Genomic DNA, 18,310 nt, shown 5'->3' on the forward strand with positions numbered 1-18,310 from the left:
TTCAATTCACATGGTCGATAGCGGAAATACATACGGCGATAAAGTGTCCAAGTTAATTACTTGGGGCCACTGGTTCAGCTTTTTCAATATCATTGCAGCAATGCTTATTGGTTCGCGTTACATTTCGCAATCACCATGGCCTGAAACTCTTCTCGGTCAGACCTATCTGGTTTTAAACTGGATAGGTCATTTTGGTTTTCTCGTTTTTGGATTCTATATACTTGTTCTGTTTCCCTTAACGTTTATTACCCCATCTCAACGATTAATGCGTGTATTGAGTGTCATCATTGCTACTGCAGGCATGACCTTATTACTGCTTGATACTTACGCTTATCAAAACCTTCATTTGCACATAACCCCCTTAGTCTGGGATATGCTGCTAAATAATGATAAATCAAACTTAAATACCCAGTGGCAATATTTATTTATTGTTGTACCCGTTATTTTCTTATTGCAGCTATCTCTGTCTGAATGGGTATGGAACAAACTACGTAAATTGGCCCATAAACAAGTCGGTCGCCCTTTTGCCATCTTATTTTCAGTTGCCTTTATTGGTAGCCACCTAATTCATACTTGGGCAGATGCATCTGCTTATGGCCCAGTCACAGCACAACGCGCGACTTTCCCACTGTCTTATCCAATGACGGCTCGCTCATTCTTAGAGAAGCATGGTTTTATTGATCGTGAAGCGTTAGCAAAACAAATCGAAGACGAAGGAACTGGTGGCGCAACAGAAGCCATGCGATACCCTCTTGAACCGATCAAATTTAAAAGCAAGCAAAAAGAGTATAACCTTCAGATTATTATGGTCGATAGCCTAAGAGCCGATACGCTGAACCATACTGACACTCCAAACCTAACTCGTTTTGCTCAAAATAATTTAAATTATAATAATCACTACAGCGCCAGTAATAATCCAACCAGTTTATTTGGCTTGTTTTATGGATTACCAGGCAGCTACGTTGATAACTTCCGAAACTCGCATAAAGCGTCGCCAGTATTAGCGGAATTACATAATCGTAATTATACCTTTGGTTTATTTAGTGGTGATGACTTTGACTCTTCTCTTTATAAACAGCTTATCTTCACTCATGGAGAGTTAGCAGAAAAACCAGAGAAGATGAGCGATACTAAAGCCATATCCCAGTGGAATACTTGGTTTACTCAACAAACAACAGATCAACCTTGGTTTAGCTATTTAGAACTGACTGCCGTGTCTGAATATGATGATGTAGGGTCAATATCAACGAATGCAGGTCAACATGCCTTTGAAGCGAACTACCGTAAAGCAGTTCAAAAAACGGATCAACAGCTTAAAGCAGTATTAAACACACTTAAGCAATCTCCTGATTGGGAAAAAACCATCGTAATTATTACATCAAATCACGGTATGGAATTTGATGAAACAAATAGTAATAGTTGGGGCTCAAACACAAACTTTAGCCAATATCAATTACGTGTTCCAATGCTTATTCATTGGCCCAATGCTGAACCTGAACTGATCACTACACGCTCAAGTCATCTCGATTTAACGCCAACGTTAATGGAGTCATTTCTTAGCACAACAACACCGGCTGAAAGCTACAGTAGCGGCATAAATTTATTTAGTCCTAATGATGATCGCAGTTGGTTGCTTGCTGGTGACCGACAAAACATTGCATTAATTACAGACAAAAATACCGTCGTCATTGATAAATTTGGTAACTACAAAGTATACGATGAAAATTATCAACGTCTGCGTGATGAAAAACCAAAATTATCATTATTAATGCAAGGTATTTCAGAGCTAAAACGCTTTTATCACCCAAAGAACTAACGCTTGCGAAAAGCATTAATTCTGAAAAAGTAATACACTAAAAATCCCTTTACTCATAAAGGGATTTTTTATATCTCTCTGTTTATAATTCATTTTTTCACACGAAATAGTTAACATGCCTATAAAAGCATGAGTAATTAATAGAGTAAAAAAAGACAAAATGAGTTAAAAATAAAGCACAACGCACAAAAATAGAGCAGTCAGTCATTTTTTTTAATTTTATGCTTTACAAAAAGCAAGGATATTACTATTATTCACCGCACTGGAGGGATGGCTGAGTGGTCGAAAGCACCGGTCTTGAAAACCGGCAACCGTTAATAGCGGTTCTAGGGTTCAAATCCCTATCCCTCCACCACTTTCGAAATTCAGATAGAGTCTGGGTTTCAAAAAATTGGAGCGGTAGTTCAGTTGGTTAGAATACCGGCCTGTCACGCCGGGGGTCGCGGGTTCGAGTCCCGTCCGCTCCGCCAATACAACGAAGGCATTGTCTAAAGACGATGCCTTTTTTGTATCTGCTAATTATGAAATCACAATTCAAACGCCCTCCTTATCCATCACCATTATTCTCTAAAACATTATTAACGTCTTCACGATTACCCATCAATATCCGTGTAATCGATCTTCCTTTATAAATGTTTTAAAAATAAAACAAACGATCAAAACATTTCAAATATTTGGAAGTAGGTTGCAAAACTTCATTTAAACTATTATCAACCAAATTGTATTTATATTAGCCTATCGGTGATTATCTAAAACAATAAGGTTATATAAATACCATGAAAAAAATCATTACAACGTTAGCGGCTTTAACGGTTCTATCAACCAGCTACACTGTCTCTGCCTCTGAATGGAGTTACTCAGGTGAAACCGCACCCACAAATTGGCATGGAACCTGTCAATCAGGAGTAAACCAGTCACCGATAGATATTACTCACGCTATCGAGAGCACATTAGACCCAATTATTTTCAACTATTCAAAAGCGGGAAAAAATGTCGTCAATAATGGACATACGGTACAAGTTAATTTTGACGTAAAGCAATCCATTCAAATTGAAGGGAAAACCTTTACGCTTTTACAACTTCATTTCCATGCCCCAAGCGAAAACCTCATTGAGGGTCACTCATTCCCATTAGAAATGCACTTAGTCCATGCAGATAAAGATGGCAACCTTGCCGTTATTGGAGTGATGCTAAAAGAAGGAAAACCTAATTCTGAATTGACAAAAATATGGGCTAAAATGCCACAATCAGGGCAAGTAGATCTTGAAAATCAATTAGATCTAACGAAGCTTCTTCCTCGTGATCAAGCTTATTACCGTTTCAACGGTTCATTAACTACCCCACCTTGTTCAGAAGGGGTTACTTGGCTAGTGATGAAAAACCCTATTGAGATATCATCAGAACAGCTAGCACAATTTACAGCGCTTTATAATGGTAATAATCGTCCGACTCAAGCAATAAACGCTCGGCCGATTTTAAAATAAGGCCACTCAACTCACGTAGCTATCTATTTATTACGAAGAAAAATCACTTAAGAGCAAAGTAAACGTTCTGATAAGTAGTTATTTTACCATTAAAACTTTTAACATCGCGCTTAAGTGATTTAACAAATAAGAATAAACAGAGAAGTACTGGAGTGGGTATAAAACAAAAAACATTAATTTTCGCTTTAAAATCACTCGATCTGATCGAATTTAGAGCGAACGATTTTTATATTTAAAAGAATGCTTTACATGATGAGGGCTTACGCCTATTATTCACGGCGTTGGAGGGATGGCTGAGTGGTCGAAAGCACCGGTCTTGAAAACCGGCAACCGTTAATAGCGGTTCTAGGGTTCAAATCCCTATCCCTCCACCAATTTCGAAGCCCTAGCAGAAATGCTGGGGCTTTTTCGTTATATAAAGTAAATTTATTTTTGGCTCGCAACCCACTTTTTCACAAAATCAATCACGTACTTCTGATTCACGGTTGCGGTCTCAGGATCAAAATCTTGATTGTGTAGGTCAGTGTTTGACAAAATACGAATACCTATAAACGGAATATTGTAAGCCTTAGCAACTAACGCAGCAGAAGAACTTTCCATCTCTTCAGCTGAAGTTTGATATGTTTTATGCAACCAGTTAATTCTCGCCACCTCGCGATTCCATTCATCAGCGGTTCCAATCACGCCCTTCACTACCTTACCTTTACCTGGGTGACTTACATTCTCGAAAGCAAAATCAACTAATGTTGGTTCAGAGTAAAATGCATCATGCTCAACTAGCTTGTTATCTTCTCTAAGACGCATAGTAACGGTAAAATTTTTCCATTTTTCAGGTTGAATACCAGCACTCGCTTCAGAAAACTCAGAGCGGTTTGCCCCCATATTGAAACTCTTTACAGCTAAAACAATATCACCTCGATACAATTCAGGATCATGTCCACCCGATGTACCTTGGTTAACAATCATACTTGGTGAAAACTTTTCAATCCCAAGTACGGTAGAGGCTGAAGCATTAGCAATACCCACTTCCGTTCTTGAGACAACCACTGGATAGCCGTCAATTGTTCCTTCCCAAAAAGTCCAAGACCCAATCGTCTCTTCTTTTTTATTTTCCAATTGAGCAACCATATACTCAACTTCAATATCCATTGCGCCTTGAAGAAGAATGGGTTGTGGCATTGCACTTACCGAAAATGAAAACATCATAGTTAAAGCAATAAAACAACAACGAAAGCCTTTCATATATTTATACCCTGTTTGAATTACATTGTTACACGAAAATATGCGGCGGATAATACATGAATAGACAATATAAGCAAACGATTGCTTTTGTCTATAAAAGGATATCGAATCTACCTTTCCTTAACTAAGCTTTTTAACATCCAAACATCACAACCATTATGTAACGTTCCATCAATCGGTTTTGGTAAATGCTCAAAACCCAAATTCTCATACAATTTAACGGCTGATTTCATACTTGAAAGTGTATCTAAATAACATTGAGTAAAACCCGCTTCTTTAGCAAAGTTTAATATTTTATCTGCAATGGTTTTACCAAAACCCCGCCCACGAGCCTCTGGTAACAAAAAGAGTTTTCTTAGCTCACAGGTCGTTTCACTGCTATCAAAAGGGGCAATACCACAACCGCCAACAACTCGCCCATTCAGCAATAGTATTAAATATCGGCTTCGATTCTTTTCATGATAATGCTTACTCATTTCAAGAACCTCATCATCTGAAGGGCCAAAACCCTCTCCTACCGCACCAAACTCAACGCCAACATTTTTGATGATGTAACAAATATCATTATCATGTTCAGGGGTTATCTTGACGATTCGATATTCCATATCTTTACTCCTTCATTTTTCATCTCATGTCATTATAGAAAAATAAAATCACTTATGTACGCGCCCCTCCACAGAGTAAACATCAATAGACAATCTAGGTCACACAGATACAAAAAAAGCGAGTAACCAAGGCTACTCGCTTTTTATAAACTACTAGGGCAACTAAATTACGCCCAACTCACGTAAACGTTCCATCAAATAACTATTTGCGGTGTGGCGTTCAGATAAAACCACATCTGGTTTAGGGTGTAAAAACAAAGGCAGTGAAATACGAGATTTTGTTTTGTCAGCACCTTCAGGGTTCACAACGCGATGTGTTGTTGATGGATAATACCCTTCTGACGCTTCTTGCAGCATATCGCCAATATTAATAATTAGATTACCAAAATCACACGGCACATCTAACCATTCGTTTTCTTTTGTCTTAACTTGCAAACCTGGTTCATTAGCGGCAGGAAGTATCGTTAATAAATTGATGTCTTCATGTGCACCAGCACGAATAGCACCAAGCTCCTCATCGCCTTCTAACGGTGGGTAATGAAGAATACGAAGTAAGGTCTTATCACTCTGCTCAACCATGCTAGAAAGCGATTGAGAGAATAACTCAGACACGTCTGATGGTGAGTGCGCTTCAACCCAAGAAAGCAATTCTGATGCTAAAGTATTCGCATTATCATAATACTCTTGAATTTGTGCTTTCAATTCAGCAGGACATTGCCCTGCAGGGTAGTAATGGAAGTATTCTTTAATATCTTTTTTTGTATGACCTTTCGCAACTTCAGACACTGAGGCTGGGAAAAAACCATCTTGCGTGTCTACATTAAACTGAAAATTTTCTTTCTCTTCACTATTAAAGAATGAATACCAATTATCGTAAATACTTTGTACAAGATCTTGTTGAATTGGATGATTTTTCAGTACACCAAATCCCGTTTCTCTTAATGACTTAACAAACAGCTCTGCTGCATTTTCAGCAGTGTAATCGATCGCTTCTAATTTCATAATAATTATCTTATTGTTGGCTGACTGGTTTCTATTATTTGTTTCTTATAATGTATTGTTAAATTGTATTAAGATGCGCAGATAGCCTCAAGCGCTAATGTCTAAAAACAGACAACAATTTGTTTACATAGAGAAACACAAGTATTCCGTGTAACAACAATGAAGAGAAAAAGAAGAACATTCATGGAGGGATATTACCCAGCTATCGATTAACAATAGCGGGTAATTATTAAATTTTGATAGTACTAAGTTACCTTGGTAGCGGCTCTAAAATTCCATTTCTAACTAAGCCACGACGAACGTTTTTACACAGTTTGGCAAAACTTTCGATCTCTGAAAAATTGGGGATTTCTCCACGTTCAACGTAAGACTCCCAATACAATAATTCACCTTCCACCAATTCAATCAATTTACGCGGACAACCAACACACGTATCACCACATATCTGAGCTTCTGGCGCATCAAATGGAAAATCCGCTTTCACTAATTCGATGATATTCAGCATCGCAGTTTTACGGTCAGGTTTTTGTGTTTTTGGTTTATCAGACATACACGTTATCTATTTGGATGATTCGTAATGTGATCACATTGAACACATAAATAAAATTCAATATTTAACAATGGGTTAAACCTCTACTATAAATTAAGTGTCTCAACAGTGACTACATCTCAATAATTAATGTTTTGACATAATATGTCTCATCCAAGAATTATATACCAAGAACCTTAGCGGATCTAACTCGACAACTTATCAACCGTTGTTACGTAAGTCTCCTCTTCCATCTCAATACCGATGAACTTTCTATTCAGCTTTAAGCAAGCTTGCCCTGTTGAACCAGATCCCATGAACGCATCCAACACGACCGCATTTTCTCTGCTGCTTGTTGAGATGATATGTTCAAGTAAATCGGCAGGTTTCTCACAAGGGTGCTTTCCCTGATAATACTGAACTGGTGCAAATGTCCAAACATCGGTATAAGGCACTTCATCAGTCACATAAAATGGTCGTCGCAGTTCTTCGTACTCTTTTTTTAGCTCACTGTATTCTTTTAATAATTCCCCATACTCGTTATTCAACAAACTGTATTCATTAGATAGCTCTGCATGGCTGCGAGATAGCTCACCGCTTTTGTCAGCAAATAAGTCCTGGAGTTGTTGGTATTGTTTTTCTGTAGGCAGCTTCCACTGGCTATAAGAAAACCAATGCGAGCACATTTGCGTACCAGTGGCTTCATTAATTTCTTTGGCTGAAATATTTAAAGAATCTTTCGCGCTCTTGAAATAATCCATTAATGGTTTAAATACTGCTTTCTTTAACTCAGTGCATTTTGTTGCGTATTGACTGCACCCTTTTGCAAAACCTTCTGCATCATAATGGCCTGCAAAAATAATACGTTCAGTAGAGGGAAAGAATGAACGCAGATGAGGCTTGTGTGCCCTTCTCCACACACCTGAAGGTTTCGCCCATACGATATGATTGAATACATCAAAACGAGAGCGGATAAGCAGTTCAGTGTCAGCCGCTAGTTTAGAACCACAGAACAGGTATAAATTGCCAGAAGGCTTCAATACTCGCCAGAACTCGACAAGCACTTCATCAAGCCATGCAAGGAATGTTTCAACATCAGGCCACTGGTTATCCCATGCGTTTTTCTTTACTTGAAAATAAGGGGGATCGGTAAGGATGAGATCTATTGAATTATTAGGTAAGGTTTTAAGGTAGTGTAGGCAATCTGCGTTAATGAGCTGCAATTGGCCATTGTGTAATGTATTTGTTTGCATTCGATACTCCATAAAATAGAGCCTTGAATACAGAAGAACCCAGCCACAAGTAGTGGCTGAGTTGGTTAATATGCTTCCTCTCCAATAATCTATTGGGTCTCAGGTACTCAAGGCATAAAAACAAAATCATCTTATCAAAACAAATAAGTACTGTATATAAACACAGTTACATTTAAGCGCGAACATAGCATCCGTTTGTAAGTTTTGATAGATAACCAAACATAGTTAATTGCTCAAAAAGAAACTGGATATGTGTCAGGCTTTGGTTCGGAATAACTATTTTATCTGGCGTAACTTCTTCAAATGAGGCTTGTTGAATAATGTGTTGCACTATGGCTTGTTGACCTTTTTTTATGGGTAGCATTTGAACACCTGTCTTGAGTAATTAAGGTGTCGTGACACTAATATGGAGTGATTGGGACAAGCTAGTCATTCATTTAGGAAGGATTTGAAAGTGTGATGGGGAATGTATTGTTGATATAAAAGCGCATAATTAGCCAGGTTACATAACCAATTATTTAAAATTGGTTATGTAACTTAAGTCTAGAATAATAAACACCAATACTAATTACAGCCTTAAAATAGCTTACAAAGTTAATGAAATCCCTCAATAAAAGTAGCCGCAAAACTTTTTAGCCTCTCGGTAATTCTTGGCAAAATAGTTCTACGAGTACGAAATGTCATTTTTTCTGTAGTCAATTTAGCAATATCATCAGATTTTAAACTTTCAACATTAAGTCCTTGTTCAATATCAAACACAATTTGATCTAACTTAAGTGGGTCAAGTTTTTCTTCTTCCGCTATTTTGCGCATCTTCAACTGTTTTTGTTCTTCAATGTACTCATCAAATTCAGCCCCTTGTACTAAGCCCTGTAAGCTTTTTTCAATGAACCCTTCAATAAGATGGCGCTTACTATGAAGTGTTGGCTCAGAAGCGAGTAAGTTTGCGATAACCTGACGCTTCTTATCTTTGGCATCATCACACGATTCTTCTAGCATGGTTTGCAGAAGATGGCGTATGTAGCCTACGTTCACATTGTCACGTTGAAGTAGCTCCAATTCAAAGTCGATGTCAGCAAGAATTGACTCTTTATCGGACGGGTTGCCTTTCAACTCTCTGGCTAAATCACCGTACTTAGAAGCGTAATCCACAAACTCTTGTTCTGAAATACCTAGCGCTTCAATATCGAAATCACTGAAGGTCTCAAGTTGGTTCTTCAAACGCATCAAGATACGGAACTGTTTAATGAACCCTGCCTGCATGTCTTCATCTGGCAGACTATCAACACTTTGAACATCTGGCGCTATTATTCTTAATGCTTCCAGTGCTTTGGCAAAGTCTTCTGTCAAACCGTCAAGATCTGGTACTTCGATGTACTCTATCGGTTGTTTGTTAGAAAACAACGCGAACGCTTCATCGGCTTGTGGTTTCAAGTTGCGGTAGCACATCACGTTGCCGTGTGATTTCACTGTACCATTCAGTCGATTGGTGCGAGAGAAAGCTTGAACCAATCCATGATATTTAAGGTTCTTATCTACGTAGATGGTGTTCAGGCTTGGTGCATCAAATCCCGTCAGGAACATGTTCACGACAAGTAAAATATCCACTTCACCATTTTTAGTTCGGTTAGAAAGATCTTTGTAATAGTTGTAGAAGCTGTCGGTATCTTGGGTTGAATAACTCGTACCAAATTGTTCGTTGTAATCCCCAATGTAGGAATCTAGCTTGTCTCGGCTATGCACCTTAGCGTTCGCTTCCTCTAAGCCTTTAACATTGACTTCGCCCTCAAATTCTTCAGCTTCGTTGACGCCATAGCTGAAGATAGTAGCGATATTAAGCTTATGCTTACCTTCTGCCTTGAGAGCCTTAAGGGTATCGTAGTAGGTGATTAAATCAGGGATACTCGCCACACATAGCATCGCGTTGAACTTGTGTTTGGTTTTGAATTTGTGAATACCAATGATGTGCTCACAGACTTGCTTTATACGCTTAGGAGAACTGAAGAACTCCGCGATATCAATGCTAGATACATCCGCATCCAAGCCTGATTGTTTGTGCTTTAGCTTGCCGTAATACTCAATCGCAAAAGGTAGTACGTTGTCATCTCGAATCGCATCGACAATAACATAGCTGTGCAGACGTTCACCAAACAGATCTTTGGTGGTTCTCTTCTGTACTCCCTTACCTTCCACTTTCTTTGCGGTGGCGTTCTTTCTAAAAATTGGGGTTCCCGTAAAGCCGAAAAGCTGAGCTTTCTTGAAGAACTGAACGATATTTTGGTGGGTTTCACCAAACTGACTGCGGTGGCACTCGTCGAATATGAAAACTACGCGCTCTTGGCGCAAGTGTTCAACTTGCCCTTTGAAGCGAGACTTAGTAATCAGGTTATTCAGCTTCTGAATCGTGGTGATAGTCAGCTTATTAATACGATTCACATTACTGCTGTAAATCGGTGAATATTCTGTGACTTGTTGTAGCACTTCACCATCACTGACGCTATTCCCGAGAGCAGATGCTGCTATCTTAGGAACAGGTCGAGATCCAAGGAATTGGTTTAATAAACTCTTCGTGTCACCTGTACTGTCGACACTGCCTTTTAGGAAGGCATCAAACTCTTTGGCGGTTTGATAGTCGAGGTCTTTACGGTCAACGACAAACACCACTCTATCGACGTTATCTAATCTCGATAATATTTGGGCGGTTTTGAAACTGGTTAGGGTTTTACCACTGCCTGTTGTATGCCAGATATAACCATGTTTATCACTGGTCTTAACCTGCTCTACAATCGCTTCAACGGCATAAAATTGATAAGGGCGCAGCACCATTAGGAACTTGCCCGTTTCATTCTGAACGATGTAGCGACTGAGCATTTTAGTCAGGTGTTCTTTATTCAAAAAAGCATCAGTAAATTGGTGCAACACATTAATCTTGTTGTTGTCTACATCTGTCCAGTGAAAGGTCTGTTTAAATGACAACTCACGGTTGTTTGAGAAGTATTTTGTATTCACGCCATTAGATATCACAAACAATTGTATGTAATTAAACAGCGCACCTTCTGCGCCAAAGGTGTGCTTGTCGTAGCGTTTGATCTGGTTGAATGCTTCAGCCATCTCAATGCCACGGCGTTTAAGCTCTATCTGAACTAACGGCAAACCATTCACCAGAATAGTAACGTCGTAGCGATTCTCATATTTACCGTGCATGGTGACTTGGTTAGTCACTTGAAAAATATTCTTTGATGCGTCGGTACTCAGCAAAGTGAGGTAGCTGATGGTACCATCGTCATGCACCACATCTACCTTACCTTTGAGGCGTTTGGATTTGTCGAAGATGTTGCCTTTTTCAAGACTAATGAGCACATTCTCAAATTCACGCTCGGTTAGCGTAATCTTATTTGCGCGTTCAAGCTGCACCTTTAGGTTCGCTTTAAGCGCGGCGGCATTCTCTATCTTGACTGGCCCAAAGTCAGCTGAGGTAAGCTGAGTGATTAAGTCATTTTCAAGTTTTTCTTCTGATTGTGTGCTCATAATTCTTCTTTTTCTAAATCCAACTAACGATTACCTACTTTTTAACGCAGATAATTGGGCTGTCAACAAGGCAGCAATTGAACTAAGCCCTAGTCTCATAGCTTGCCTATGAGACTAGGGTGAGTGAAAGCCGTTAACGCCATTGACAGTTCAATTAGCAAAGTTAAACGAACATCTGTTGCAATAAGCCTCTCTTCCACTCTTTGGTTTTATTAAGCTCCGAGTTGACTAGTTCTATTTTCTGGTCGATAGCCAATAAGAAGTTAGCCATTTTGGTTTGTTCTTGAATAGAAACTGGTGTTTTAAACTTAATACTATCAATATCTTTAGCGTAGATATGCTTTACAGTTGTACCAGAAACACGCCTGATAACCTCATTCTTAAAATGATTTATTTTATAGGAGAAATACACACTATTAAGTTCAGTTTTTGGTCGTAAAATATTTAAGTCCCCACTGAGAACAACTTCATCGACAAGTAAACAAGACGCTCTAGCTAAACCTTTTGGTGTTACATCTGAAGTAGGCATCAAAATATCCCCAACAAAGCCTAACTTTGTAGATGTGACGTTTGTTTTGCTAAATACTGTTCTGATTACCTCCCTATACTTTGTAAATAACTCACCGTAATGAATACAAACATTGGACCCAGTGTCTGTAAGGTCACTTTTGGATAGTGGAGCGCCTTTCTTAAAGTTAAAGTAATCGCCCAAGTTCTTCTCTTCCCAATCAGGAAACTCGCTGCCATCATCGGCTTTGAATCGTAGCGTGGGTGGCGTGAAAGTAAGTTGTCCGTCTTGCTCGTGCCACTTGCCATTGAACAACTGCTGCATCACACCTTTTTTGTACTCGGTGAGCTTATCTTTCTTCTCTGACAGCAGTCCGATTTTCTCATCGACCTTTGATAAGAAAAAGGCGATTTTTTGTTGTTCAAATATTTCGGGCAAGTTAGCTTTGAGAGTTTTTAAATCAGAGTTGTATACATTACTAATACTTGCCCCTCTAGCAAGCTTTGATATTTTCTTCCTTAATTTTTCGTTTATGTAATAAGACACATAAGCATGAGAGTAATCAACATTACCCTTTGGTCTTAGTACATTAATAGTTCTACCTATCGCGACCCCTTTTAGGGTTAATGCTGAGGCAGAACCTATATCAAGGGGATCTTCTCCTGCTGATGGCAAAAGAATCTCGTTACCGTAACTAAACGTAAGCTCTGAATGGTCTAAGTTTGTGCAGTTAATAGTATTTGTAATAACTTCACCATACATGTGGTAAAGCTCCCCGTACCTTACACAAGGAGTATTATACTCTGGTGATGCTTCATTTTTCTTAATGTTCTTTCCAGAGGAAAATACAAAAATATCGTCAAAGTTATACTGAGTGTATTGGGGGGCTTTACTAAACTCAGTAAGGCGAAGTCTTGGTGTTGAATTCATCATGACTCCCCTTAAAACGGCGCTTTGATATTTAACTTAGAACAGAAATCAGCGATATCCGCATCCACTGAATGCATCTTAATTTCAAGATCGGTTAAGTCTTTTGCTACCGCATCAAGATCGACTGCATCTTCCTCTTCAAAGGTGTCCACATAGCGAGGAATATTGAGGTTGTAGTCATTTTCGGCAATCTCAGACAGCTCAGCAACATGCGAATACTTATCGACTGATTCACGCTTGCTGTAGGCTTCCACAATACGAATAACGTCCTCTTCACGCAGATGGTTTTGCGCTTTGCCTTTTTCAAAATGGTTAGAACCATCAATGAACAATACGTTATCTGCATGTTGGCGAGTCTTCTTAAAGACTAAAATACAAGTTGGAATACCCGTACCGAAGAAGATACCCGCAGGTAAGCCAATCACCGCATCAAGGTAGTTTTTATTCTCGATAAGGTGCTTACGAATATGACCTTCAGCCGCACCACGGAAAAGGATACCGTGAGGGACTACAACCGCTAGTGTGCCTGTTTCGTTTAACTGATGAACCATGTGCAGTACAAAGGCAAAGTCAGCCTTAGTCTTAGGTGCAAGCTTACCGTAGTCAGCAAAACGTTCATCGTTTAAATGTAGATCACTTGCACTCCAGTTAGCAGAGAATGGAGGGTTGGCAACTACGGCATCAAAACGCTTACCCAAGTGCATTGGGTACTCTAGGGTGTCATCGTTCTTAATATCGAACTTATCGTAACGCACACCGTGCATCAGCATGTTCATGCGAGCAAGGTTAAAGGTGCTTGGGTTTTGCTCTTGACCGTAGAAGGTTAAATTGTCGTTATTCACCTCTTTAGCCACACGTAAAAGCAAAGAACCTGACCCACAGGTTGGGTCATAAACCGATTTTACATTACTTGATTGACTTACAATTTTGGCGAGGATTTTACTAACTTGTTGAGGCGTATAGAACTCACCCGCTTTTTTACCTGCACCAGAAGCAAACTGACCAATTAAGTATTCATAAGCATCACCTAAAATGTCGATTTCTGTGCTTTCAAGGTGAAAATCAATATTTTCTAGGTGAATAAGTACCTGTGCAATTTTACTATTTCTTGCTTCTGGGTTTTTGCCAAGTTTGCTTGAGTTTAAATCAAGATCTTCAAACAGACCGTTAAAATCATCAGCAGAATCGCCAGCTGTTGCTGAGCGTTCAATATCGACCAGTACACGTTCAAGATCTTGAATAATAAATTCTTCTTTTTCTCCACGCTTAGCAAGGCTTGAAAATAACTGCTTAGGGGCAATGAAGTAGCCAAGGTTCTCGACGCACTGTTTTTGCATGTATAATTTATCATCGCTATCTAAATGATTCTCATACTCATAAAATTTGATTCCATCTTGTGATAACAACTTATCACCATATCGGTTTAGTTTGTCTGATAGGTACTTGTAGAAGATAAGCCCTAGAATGTAATCACGGAAGTCGTCGGCAGACATATTGCCACGCAGAGTGTTGGCGATGCTCCAGAGCTGTTTTTGTAATTCTTTTTGGTGTTCACGAACCATGATTTTGCTAATCCTCAGTAAATAGGAGGATATAATAGCAAATAAATGCGTAAAGATAGAGTACTGTAGGGGTAATAACTATTAAATTAAGACACTGTAGTCAAAGTTAGAGTAAAACTAGGGATGTGCTTATAATTCAGATACATTCCCTACCGATAAGACAGCCGCTCCTCGGCTTTTTAAATTCCTTATCTAATAACTCATATATCCCTAGATTAAAGCTTAAATCAATTTGTTAATTACATTTAAGCTCGAACCAACTCGCAAGTATATCAACTCCTTCTTATTGACTTTTTACATATCAACAACCAAACCTTTATAGTTATTTCATGCAAGTGAGAGCCTCAAGGCATCAAGCACATATCTTATGGAACCTTCGCTTGCGTTCCACGCCGAGGGGCTTAATCGCTCCTCGGCATTTTAATTTCCCTTTCTAATAACTCATGCTCATATTTCCCAGATTCAAGCTTAAATCCGTGCCCTTCTCACTCGTTGCCTTGTCTATTGAAATTGGCTTATCTGATTTGATGGTGAGTGCGACTTCGGCTTTGCTTTTCATCGCTTGGTTGGTTAATGGACTCACTTTTGACATTGGGATTATGTTGTTTGAGAAGCCTTGTTTTTTTTGCTCGTGGTAGGACGTGGCGATAACTTGGTTTCTCTTTTCACTGGTTGTTATTCCAAGTTTGGCGTTCTTATCTTTTAGTTTATTTATTTTGGTGCTGAGTTTATCCACCTCTTTGCCTGCCGCCTCTGCAGAGCTTTTCCATCCATCAGGGATTAACGCATCGGGTAACATATTTATCATTGATTGAATGCCATCCCACACCCACCCAATGGTTTTATTCACCTTATCCAATATCACATCAAAACCAATGAACTTATCAATCAAATAAGTGATGGCAATCACTGCCGCACCAATGGCCGCAACCATAAGGCCAATAGGGTTTGCCATGATGATGGCATTAAGAGCAATCAGTGCCACTTTTAATATCGCAATGGTCGCAATGATGCCTTTGAAGTTTTGAGAGGCGAACAAGATGATTTTTCCCAAGAACTTAAAACTCTCATACAGGCCATTCACCGTTTGAATTATCTTTTCAATTAAGTCGGTGCGCCATTCTTCATTTTTGAACTTGTTTGAAAACTCAGTGAACGCTTCTGTAATTCGTTTCATTACTGGCGCAAGGGCGGCGAACTTAATTGAGCGGATACTTTCTTGCACCTTTTGAAGTGCATCGTTATAGGCTTCTGCTTTGGCGGCGTCCTCTGAGTTCACACCACCGCCTGTTTCATTGAACTCTTTACGAGCTGCTGTTAATCCTTTAGTGCCATCGCGCAGCATAATAAGCATCTTTCGACCGTCTTGCCCAAAGGCCGCATCCGCGAACGCCATCTGCTCTTGATTGCTCTTTAACTTTGAGAATGAATCAAGCAATTGGCCATAGGCTTGCTCCGTGTCTTTGGCGTTTTTTAGCTCTTTGTATAACGGGCTTTTTCCTTTCTTTAAGAATGAGCCCATCGCGCCTTTGCCCGTGGTTTGTAATACCCCTAATCGTTTGGTGAAACGTATCATGGCCGATGTCATGGTGTCTGAGCTGACACCCGCATGTTCAGCTTGAGATTGCATCGCCTGCAACTCTTCCACTGGCATGTCTAGATTTTTCGCAGCCTTTGATAGCTTATCCATCTCTGCGGCCGTTCCATTGATTTGGCTAAACAAACCGCCCAGACTCAAGCCTCCTAAAATCGCAGCCCCTTTGCCAATGGCAGCCGAGCGAAGATTTGGCATCTTAATGGATTTACTGAGTTTCTGGATAGGTGCCATGGCCGTGCGAAGTCGTTTGTATTTCTTACTGACCGCATCCACGCTTTTGGCATGAGTCAATTGGCTTTTTGATAGGCGGTCAAACTCACTGTCCAACTTTCGAACATCAACCCCTGCTTTCTTCATTCGCTTACTGGAGTCTTTTAAACTCTCTTCGTACTTGTCGTTCTTGGCCGTAAGTAGCGCGACTTTCTCTTCTTGTTTTGAGAGCTTATTAGTTAATGCCGCACTTGGCTTTTGTGTTGCCGCCATTTGTTGTTTGAGTTTGAGCAGTTTCTCGGTGGCCTCTTCGCCCTCAAGAGAGTTTTTATCTAGTGCCTTTTGGATTTGTTGGTAAGAGGCGATCATGGTTAAGGCACTCGAATCATCCGCTTGTGCTTTTTGGAGTCCTTTTAATTTCTTCGCGTAATGGTCAGAGTCACTGGCCATGCTTTGTAGTGGCGCACTGGTTTTATTGACAATGCCCATCACAACAGACAAATTCATTTTCATTAGATTGCCCTTATCTTTAGGTATAAAAAAAGAGAGCTAAATGCTCTCTTTGGGTTCGTTCCGAATTCGTGCTTCTTCTCGAAATAAAATCAAGTCATCTACGCTGAGTTTATCTATTTCACTAGGTTGCCAATGAAACACCATAGCAAGGTCGGCGTAATAGGTTTCCACTCGCTCTATTAATGTTTCATATCCACGAAAAAAGAGGCAATTTCTGTCAAGATAGGTGGAAAGTTTTCAGCCTCCATGTTCAAGATGTCTCGCTCATTGAGTTTAGAAATACGAGGCAACAAGGTACACGCCGCATCAAAATCCATTTCAACCACAGACACCAGATTCAAACCGCGTAAATCACCGGCACACGGTTTACGAAGTTCTAACTCATCCACTTCTTTTCCGTCAATCTCCATTGCCGTGGCCAGTTTGACGGTGAACATTTTTTTATTCATAACCAAGCTCTTCTTTTAAGTCTTTCACTTTTGTTTTACGACCGCCTTTCTCAGGGTCAATCGCCATCACCGCCTCAAATAAGGCCAATGCCTCCTCTTTCTTATCCGCTTCATAGAACAAGTCGCCCATGAGTCGAAACATTTTTACTTTGAGTGGCGCATTGGTGGCTAAGGTGCCAGAAAGTAAATCCGTTACCGCATCACTTAAGTATTGAGCGTTAAATTTGGTGTTTGCTTTCTTCGCCCCATCCGAATATTTAAAAATAATATCGAGATACGCGGTCTGCCCATTGGAGCGCCACCCTTGAGGCGAGTTAAGCCCTTTAAGCACCAAGGATTTAAACTTATCGTGAACCGTTTCTAATAAGCCGCAGTCAATTTGCCACTGATAGAACCACCAAATCACATCAAGCCCTTCAAGGTTGTCGTGCGTGCTCAGTAAATTGGTGATAACGGGTTTGTATTTCTTAATGAGAGCGCCTTTAAAAGGGATTTTCTCTGTTGAGCCTGCCATTGTTCTGGCGTACTCCAAGTCCATTTTCAAACTGTGTTGAATTTCATTCCATGGCTTTTTTTCAAATGCCGTGCGCGGGGTGTTTACTTTTTCACTCGCGACTTCGTTGTGTTTCTCTGTTGCTAATTCTTTCTTGGCCAACTCTTTTCTGGCTCGTGCTTGTCGTTTCAGTAGTAGCGTTAACATGGCAACCCCCAAGTCGTTATTGTGGAATTAATTCCGTACCCAAAAACATCACCTCAAGCTGTCCATCTTTCACGGTCAACTCAAGAGGCTCACTCACCCACGCGTTCATTAAGGTGTAGCTTTTCCCACTGTTGGTATTAAGCGTGATGTTCTCACCCGTGAAGTTTTTAATGGCGGTTTCATCGGTGCTTTTCGCATGAACAATGGTGGCTTTAATGCTTGGTGCGCTTTCAAACTCTTCGCTGTAGCCAAGAACGCCCGCATCCCCCATCACTGCATCTCGTTTTAACCCACCAAAATTAATCACCGCCCCTTCTTTGGTTGGCAATCGATCCAATGAGCCTGCGTCGAGAAAACCACGACTGGTTATTTTTGTACTCAT

16 protein-coding genes and 3 tRNA genes are annotated in these 18,310 nt (G+C 40.0%); 5 read left to right on the forward strand and 14 right to left on the reverse strand.

Translation table 11 applies throughout. The features are described 5' to 3' along the window. The first annotated feature begins 10 nt into the window (after positions 1-10). The 5 genes from AACV33_RS12785 to AACV33_RS12805 all read left to right on the forward strand — a co-directional run bounded on the left by AACV33_RS12785 (position 11) and on the right by AACV33_RS12805 (position 3,674). On the forward strand, positions 11-1,816 hold the full coding sequence (locus AACV33_RS12785; RefSeq protein WP_065612040.1) for a DUF3413 domain-containing protein: 1,806 nt from the start codon (positions 11-13) through the stop codon (positions 1,814-1,816). Positions 1,817-2,080: 264 nt separating this feature from the next. Continuing rightward, positions 2,081-2,171: transfer RNA gene (locus AACV33_RS12790), tRNA-Ser, on the forward strand. A 38-nt stretch (positions 2,172-2,209) separates the two neighbouring features. Beyond that, positions 2,210-2,286 (forward strand) — tRNA-Asp (locus AACV33_RS12795). A 306-nt stretch (positions 2,287-2,592) separates the two neighbouring features. Beyond that, on the forward strand, positions 2,593-3,300 hold the full coding sequence (locus AACV33_RS12800) for a carbonic anhydrase (RefSeq protein WP_182699317.1): 708 nt from the start codon (positions 2,593-2,595) through the stop codon (positions 3,298-3,300). A gap of 283 nt (positions 3,301-3,583) precedes the next feature. Continuing rightward, positions 3,584-3,674: transfer RNA gene (locus AACV33_RS12805), tRNA-Ser, on the forward strand. A gap of 52 nt (positions 3,675-3,726) precedes the next feature. Here AACV33_RS12805 and AACV33_RS12810 read toward each other — a convergent pair. From AACV33_RS12810 to AACV33_RS12875, 14 genes are all read right to left on the reverse strand, one after another. Continuing rightward, a complete protein-coding gene (locus tag AACV33_RS12810) occupies positions 3,727-4,542 on the reverse strand; it encodes a 5'-methylthioadenosine/S-adenosylhomocysteine nucleosidase (protein ID WP_017020793.1) in 816 nt (271 codons plus the stop codon). Between the two features lie 110 nt (positions 4,543-4,652). Further along, positions 4,653-5,147, reverse strand: coding sequence for a GNAT family N-acetyltransferase (locus tag AACV33_RS12815; protein WP_182699318.1), 495 nt, complete (start codon positions 5,145-5,147; stop codon positions 4,653-4,655). Between the two features lie 162 nt (positions 5,148-5,309). Then, positions 5,310-6,149, reverse strand: a complete 840-nt coding sequence (locus tag AACV33_RS12820; protein WP_182699319.1) for an isopenicillin N synthase family dioxygenase — start codon at positions 6,147-6,149, stop codon at positions 5,310-5,312. Positions 6,150-6,399: 250 nt separating this feature from the next. Beyond that, entirely contained in the window at positions 6,400-6,699 is a 300-nt protein-coding gene (locus AACV33_RS12825; RefSeq protein WP_017020795.1) for a hypothetical protein, read from the reverse strand. Between the two features lie 185 nt (positions 6,700-6,884). Next, the gene (locus tag AACV33_RS12830; protein WP_182699320.1) at positions 6,885-7,931 is read right to left on the reverse strand and encodes a DNA-methyltransferase; all 1,047 of its coding nucleotides are present in this window, start codon (positions 7,929-7,931) and stop codon (positions 6,885-6,887) included. Positions 7,932-8,103: 172 nt separating this feature from the next. Continuing rightward, positions 8,104-8,295 (reverse strand): hypothetical protein, encoded by a 192-nt coding sequence (locus AACV33_RS12835; RefSeq protein WP_182699321.1) that lies wholly within the window; start codon positions 8,293-8,295, stop codon positions 8,104-8,106. A gap of 230 nt (positions 8,296-8,525) precedes the next feature. Further along, complete coding sequence (locus tag AACV33_RS12840) at positions 8,526-11,459, reverse strand: type I restriction endonuclease subunit R (RefSeq protein ID WP_182699322.1); 2,934 nt, start codon at positions 11,457-11,459, stop codon at positions 8,526-8,528. Positions 11,460-11,622: 163 nt separating this feature from the next. Next, on the reverse strand, positions 11,623-12,900 hold the full coding sequence (locus AACV33_RS12845) for a restriction endonuclease subunit S (protein ID WP_220488484.1): 1,278 nt from the start codon (positions 12,898-12,900) through the stop codon (positions 11,623-11,625). An 8-nt stretch (positions 12,901-12,908) separates the two neighbouring features. Next, on the reverse strand, positions 12,909-14,459 hold the full coding sequence (locus tag AACV33_RS12850) for a type I restriction-modification system subunit M (RefSeq protein ID WP_182699323.1): 1,551 nt from the start codon (positions 14,457-14,459) through the stop codon (positions 12,909-12,911). 433 nt (positions 14,460-14,892) lie between these two features. Further along, positions 14,893-16,779: a hypothetical protein gene (locus AACV33_RS12855; RefSeq protein ID WP_182699324.1), complete on the reverse strand. Its 1,887-nt coding sequence runs from the start codon at positions 16,777-16,779 to the stop codon at positions 14,893-14,895. 36 nt (positions 16,780-16,815) lie between these two features. Continuing rightward, on the reverse strand, positions 16,816-16,923 hold the full coding sequence (locus AACV33_RS12860) for a GpE family phage tail protein (protein WP_141706648.1): 108 nt from the start codon (positions 16,921-16,923) through the stop codon (positions 16,816-16,818). Between the two features lie 35 nt (positions 16,924-16,958). Then, positions 16,959-17,228 (reverse strand): phage tail assembly protein, encoded by a 270-nt coding sequence (locus tag AACV33_RS12865; RefSeq protein ID WP_182699325.1) that lies wholly within the window; start codon positions 17,226-17,228, stop codon positions 16,959-16,961. Next, entirely contained in the window at positions 17,221-17,928 is a 708-nt protein-coding gene (gene gpM / locus AACV33_RS12870) for a phage terminase small subunit (protein ID WP_182699326.1), read from the reverse strand. Before gpM ends, AACV33_RS12865 begins: the two co-directional genes overlap by 8 nt. Positions 17,929-17,944: 16 nt before the next feature. Beyond that, complete coding sequence (locus AACV33_RS12875; RefSeq protein ID WP_182699327.1) at positions 17,945-18,310, reverse strand: phage tail tube protein; 366 nt, start codon at positions 18,308-18,310, stop codon at positions 17,945-17,947.

The sequence above is a fragment of the Aliivibrio sp. SR45-2 genome, assembly GCF_963890165.1.
GTDB lineage: Bacteria > Pseudomonadota > Gammaproteobacteria > Enterobacterales > Vibrionaceae > Aliivibrio > Aliivibrio salmonicida.

What these genes read in the sequence shown, in the direction of transcription:
- AACV33_RS12825 (WP_017020795.1), bottom strand. Translation starts at nt 6,699, where the DNA reads ATGTCTGATAAACCAAAAACACAAAAACCTGACCGTAAAACTGCGATG.
- AACV33_RS12835 (WP_182699321.1), bottom strand. Translation starts at nt 8,295, where the DNA reads ATGCTACCCATAAAAAAAGGTCAACAAGCCATAGTGCAACACATTATT.
- AACV33_RS12855 (WP_182699324.1), bottom strand. Translation starts at nt 16,779, where the DNA reads ATGAAAATGAATTTGTCTGTTGTGATGGGCATTGTCAATAAAACCAGT.
- AACV33_RS12785 (WP_065612040.1), top strand. Translation starts at nt 11, where the DNA reads ATGGTCGATAGCGGAAATACATACGGCGATAAAGTGTCCAAGTTAATT.
- AACV33_RS12865 (WP_182699325.1), bottom strand. Translation starts at nt 17,228, where the DNA reads ATGAATAAAAAAATGTTCACCGTCAAACTGGCCACGGCAATGGAGATT.
- AACV33_RS12840 (WP_182699322.1), bottom strand. Translation starts at nt 11,459, where the DNA reads ATGAGCACACAATCAGAAGAAAAACTTGAAAATGACTTAATCACTCAG.
- AACV33_RS12815 (WP_182699318.1), bottom strand. Translation starts at nt 5,147, where the DNA reads ATGGAATATCGAATCGTCAAGATAACCCCTGAACATGATAATGATATT.
- AACV33_RS12830 (WP_182699320.1), bottom strand. Translation starts at nt 7,931, where the DNA reads ATGCAAACAAATACATTACACAATGGCCAATTGCAGCTCATTAACGCA.
- AACV33_RS12845 (WP_220488484.1), bottom strand. Translation starts at nt 12,900, where the DNA reads ATGATGAATTCAACACCAAGACTTCGCCTTACTGAGTTTAGTAAAGCC.
- AACV33_RS12875 (WP_182699327.1), bottom strand. Translation starts at nt 18,310, where the DNA reads ATGAGTACAAAAATAACCAGTCGTGGTTTTCTCGACGCAGGCTCATTG.
- AACV33_RS12850 (WP_182699323.1), bottom strand. Translation starts at nt 14,459, where the DNA reads ATGGTTCGTGAACACCAAAAAGAATTACAAAAACAGCTCTGGAGCATC.
- AACV33_RS12820 (WP_182699319.1), bottom strand. Translation starts at nt 6,149, where the DNA reads ATGAAATTAGAAGCGATCGATTACACTGCTGAAAATGCAGCAGAGCTG.
- AACV33_RS12800 (WP_182699317.1), top strand. Translation starts at nt 2,593, where the DNA reads ATGAAAAAAATCATTACAACGTTAGCGGCTTTAACGGTTCTATCAACC.
- gpM (WP_182699326.1), bottom strand. Translation starts at nt 17,928, where the DNA reads ATGTTAACGCTACTACTGAAACGACAAGCACGAGCCAGAAAAGAGTTG.
- AACV33_RS12810 (WP_017020793.1), bottom strand. Translation starts at nt 4,542, where the DNA reads ATGAAAGGCTTTCGTTGTTGTTTTATTGCTTTAACTATGATGTTTTCA.
- AACV33_RS12860 (WP_141706648.1), bottom strand. Translation starts at nt 16,923, where the DNA reads ATGGTGTTTCATTGGCAACCTAGTGAAATAGATAAACTCAGCGTAGAT.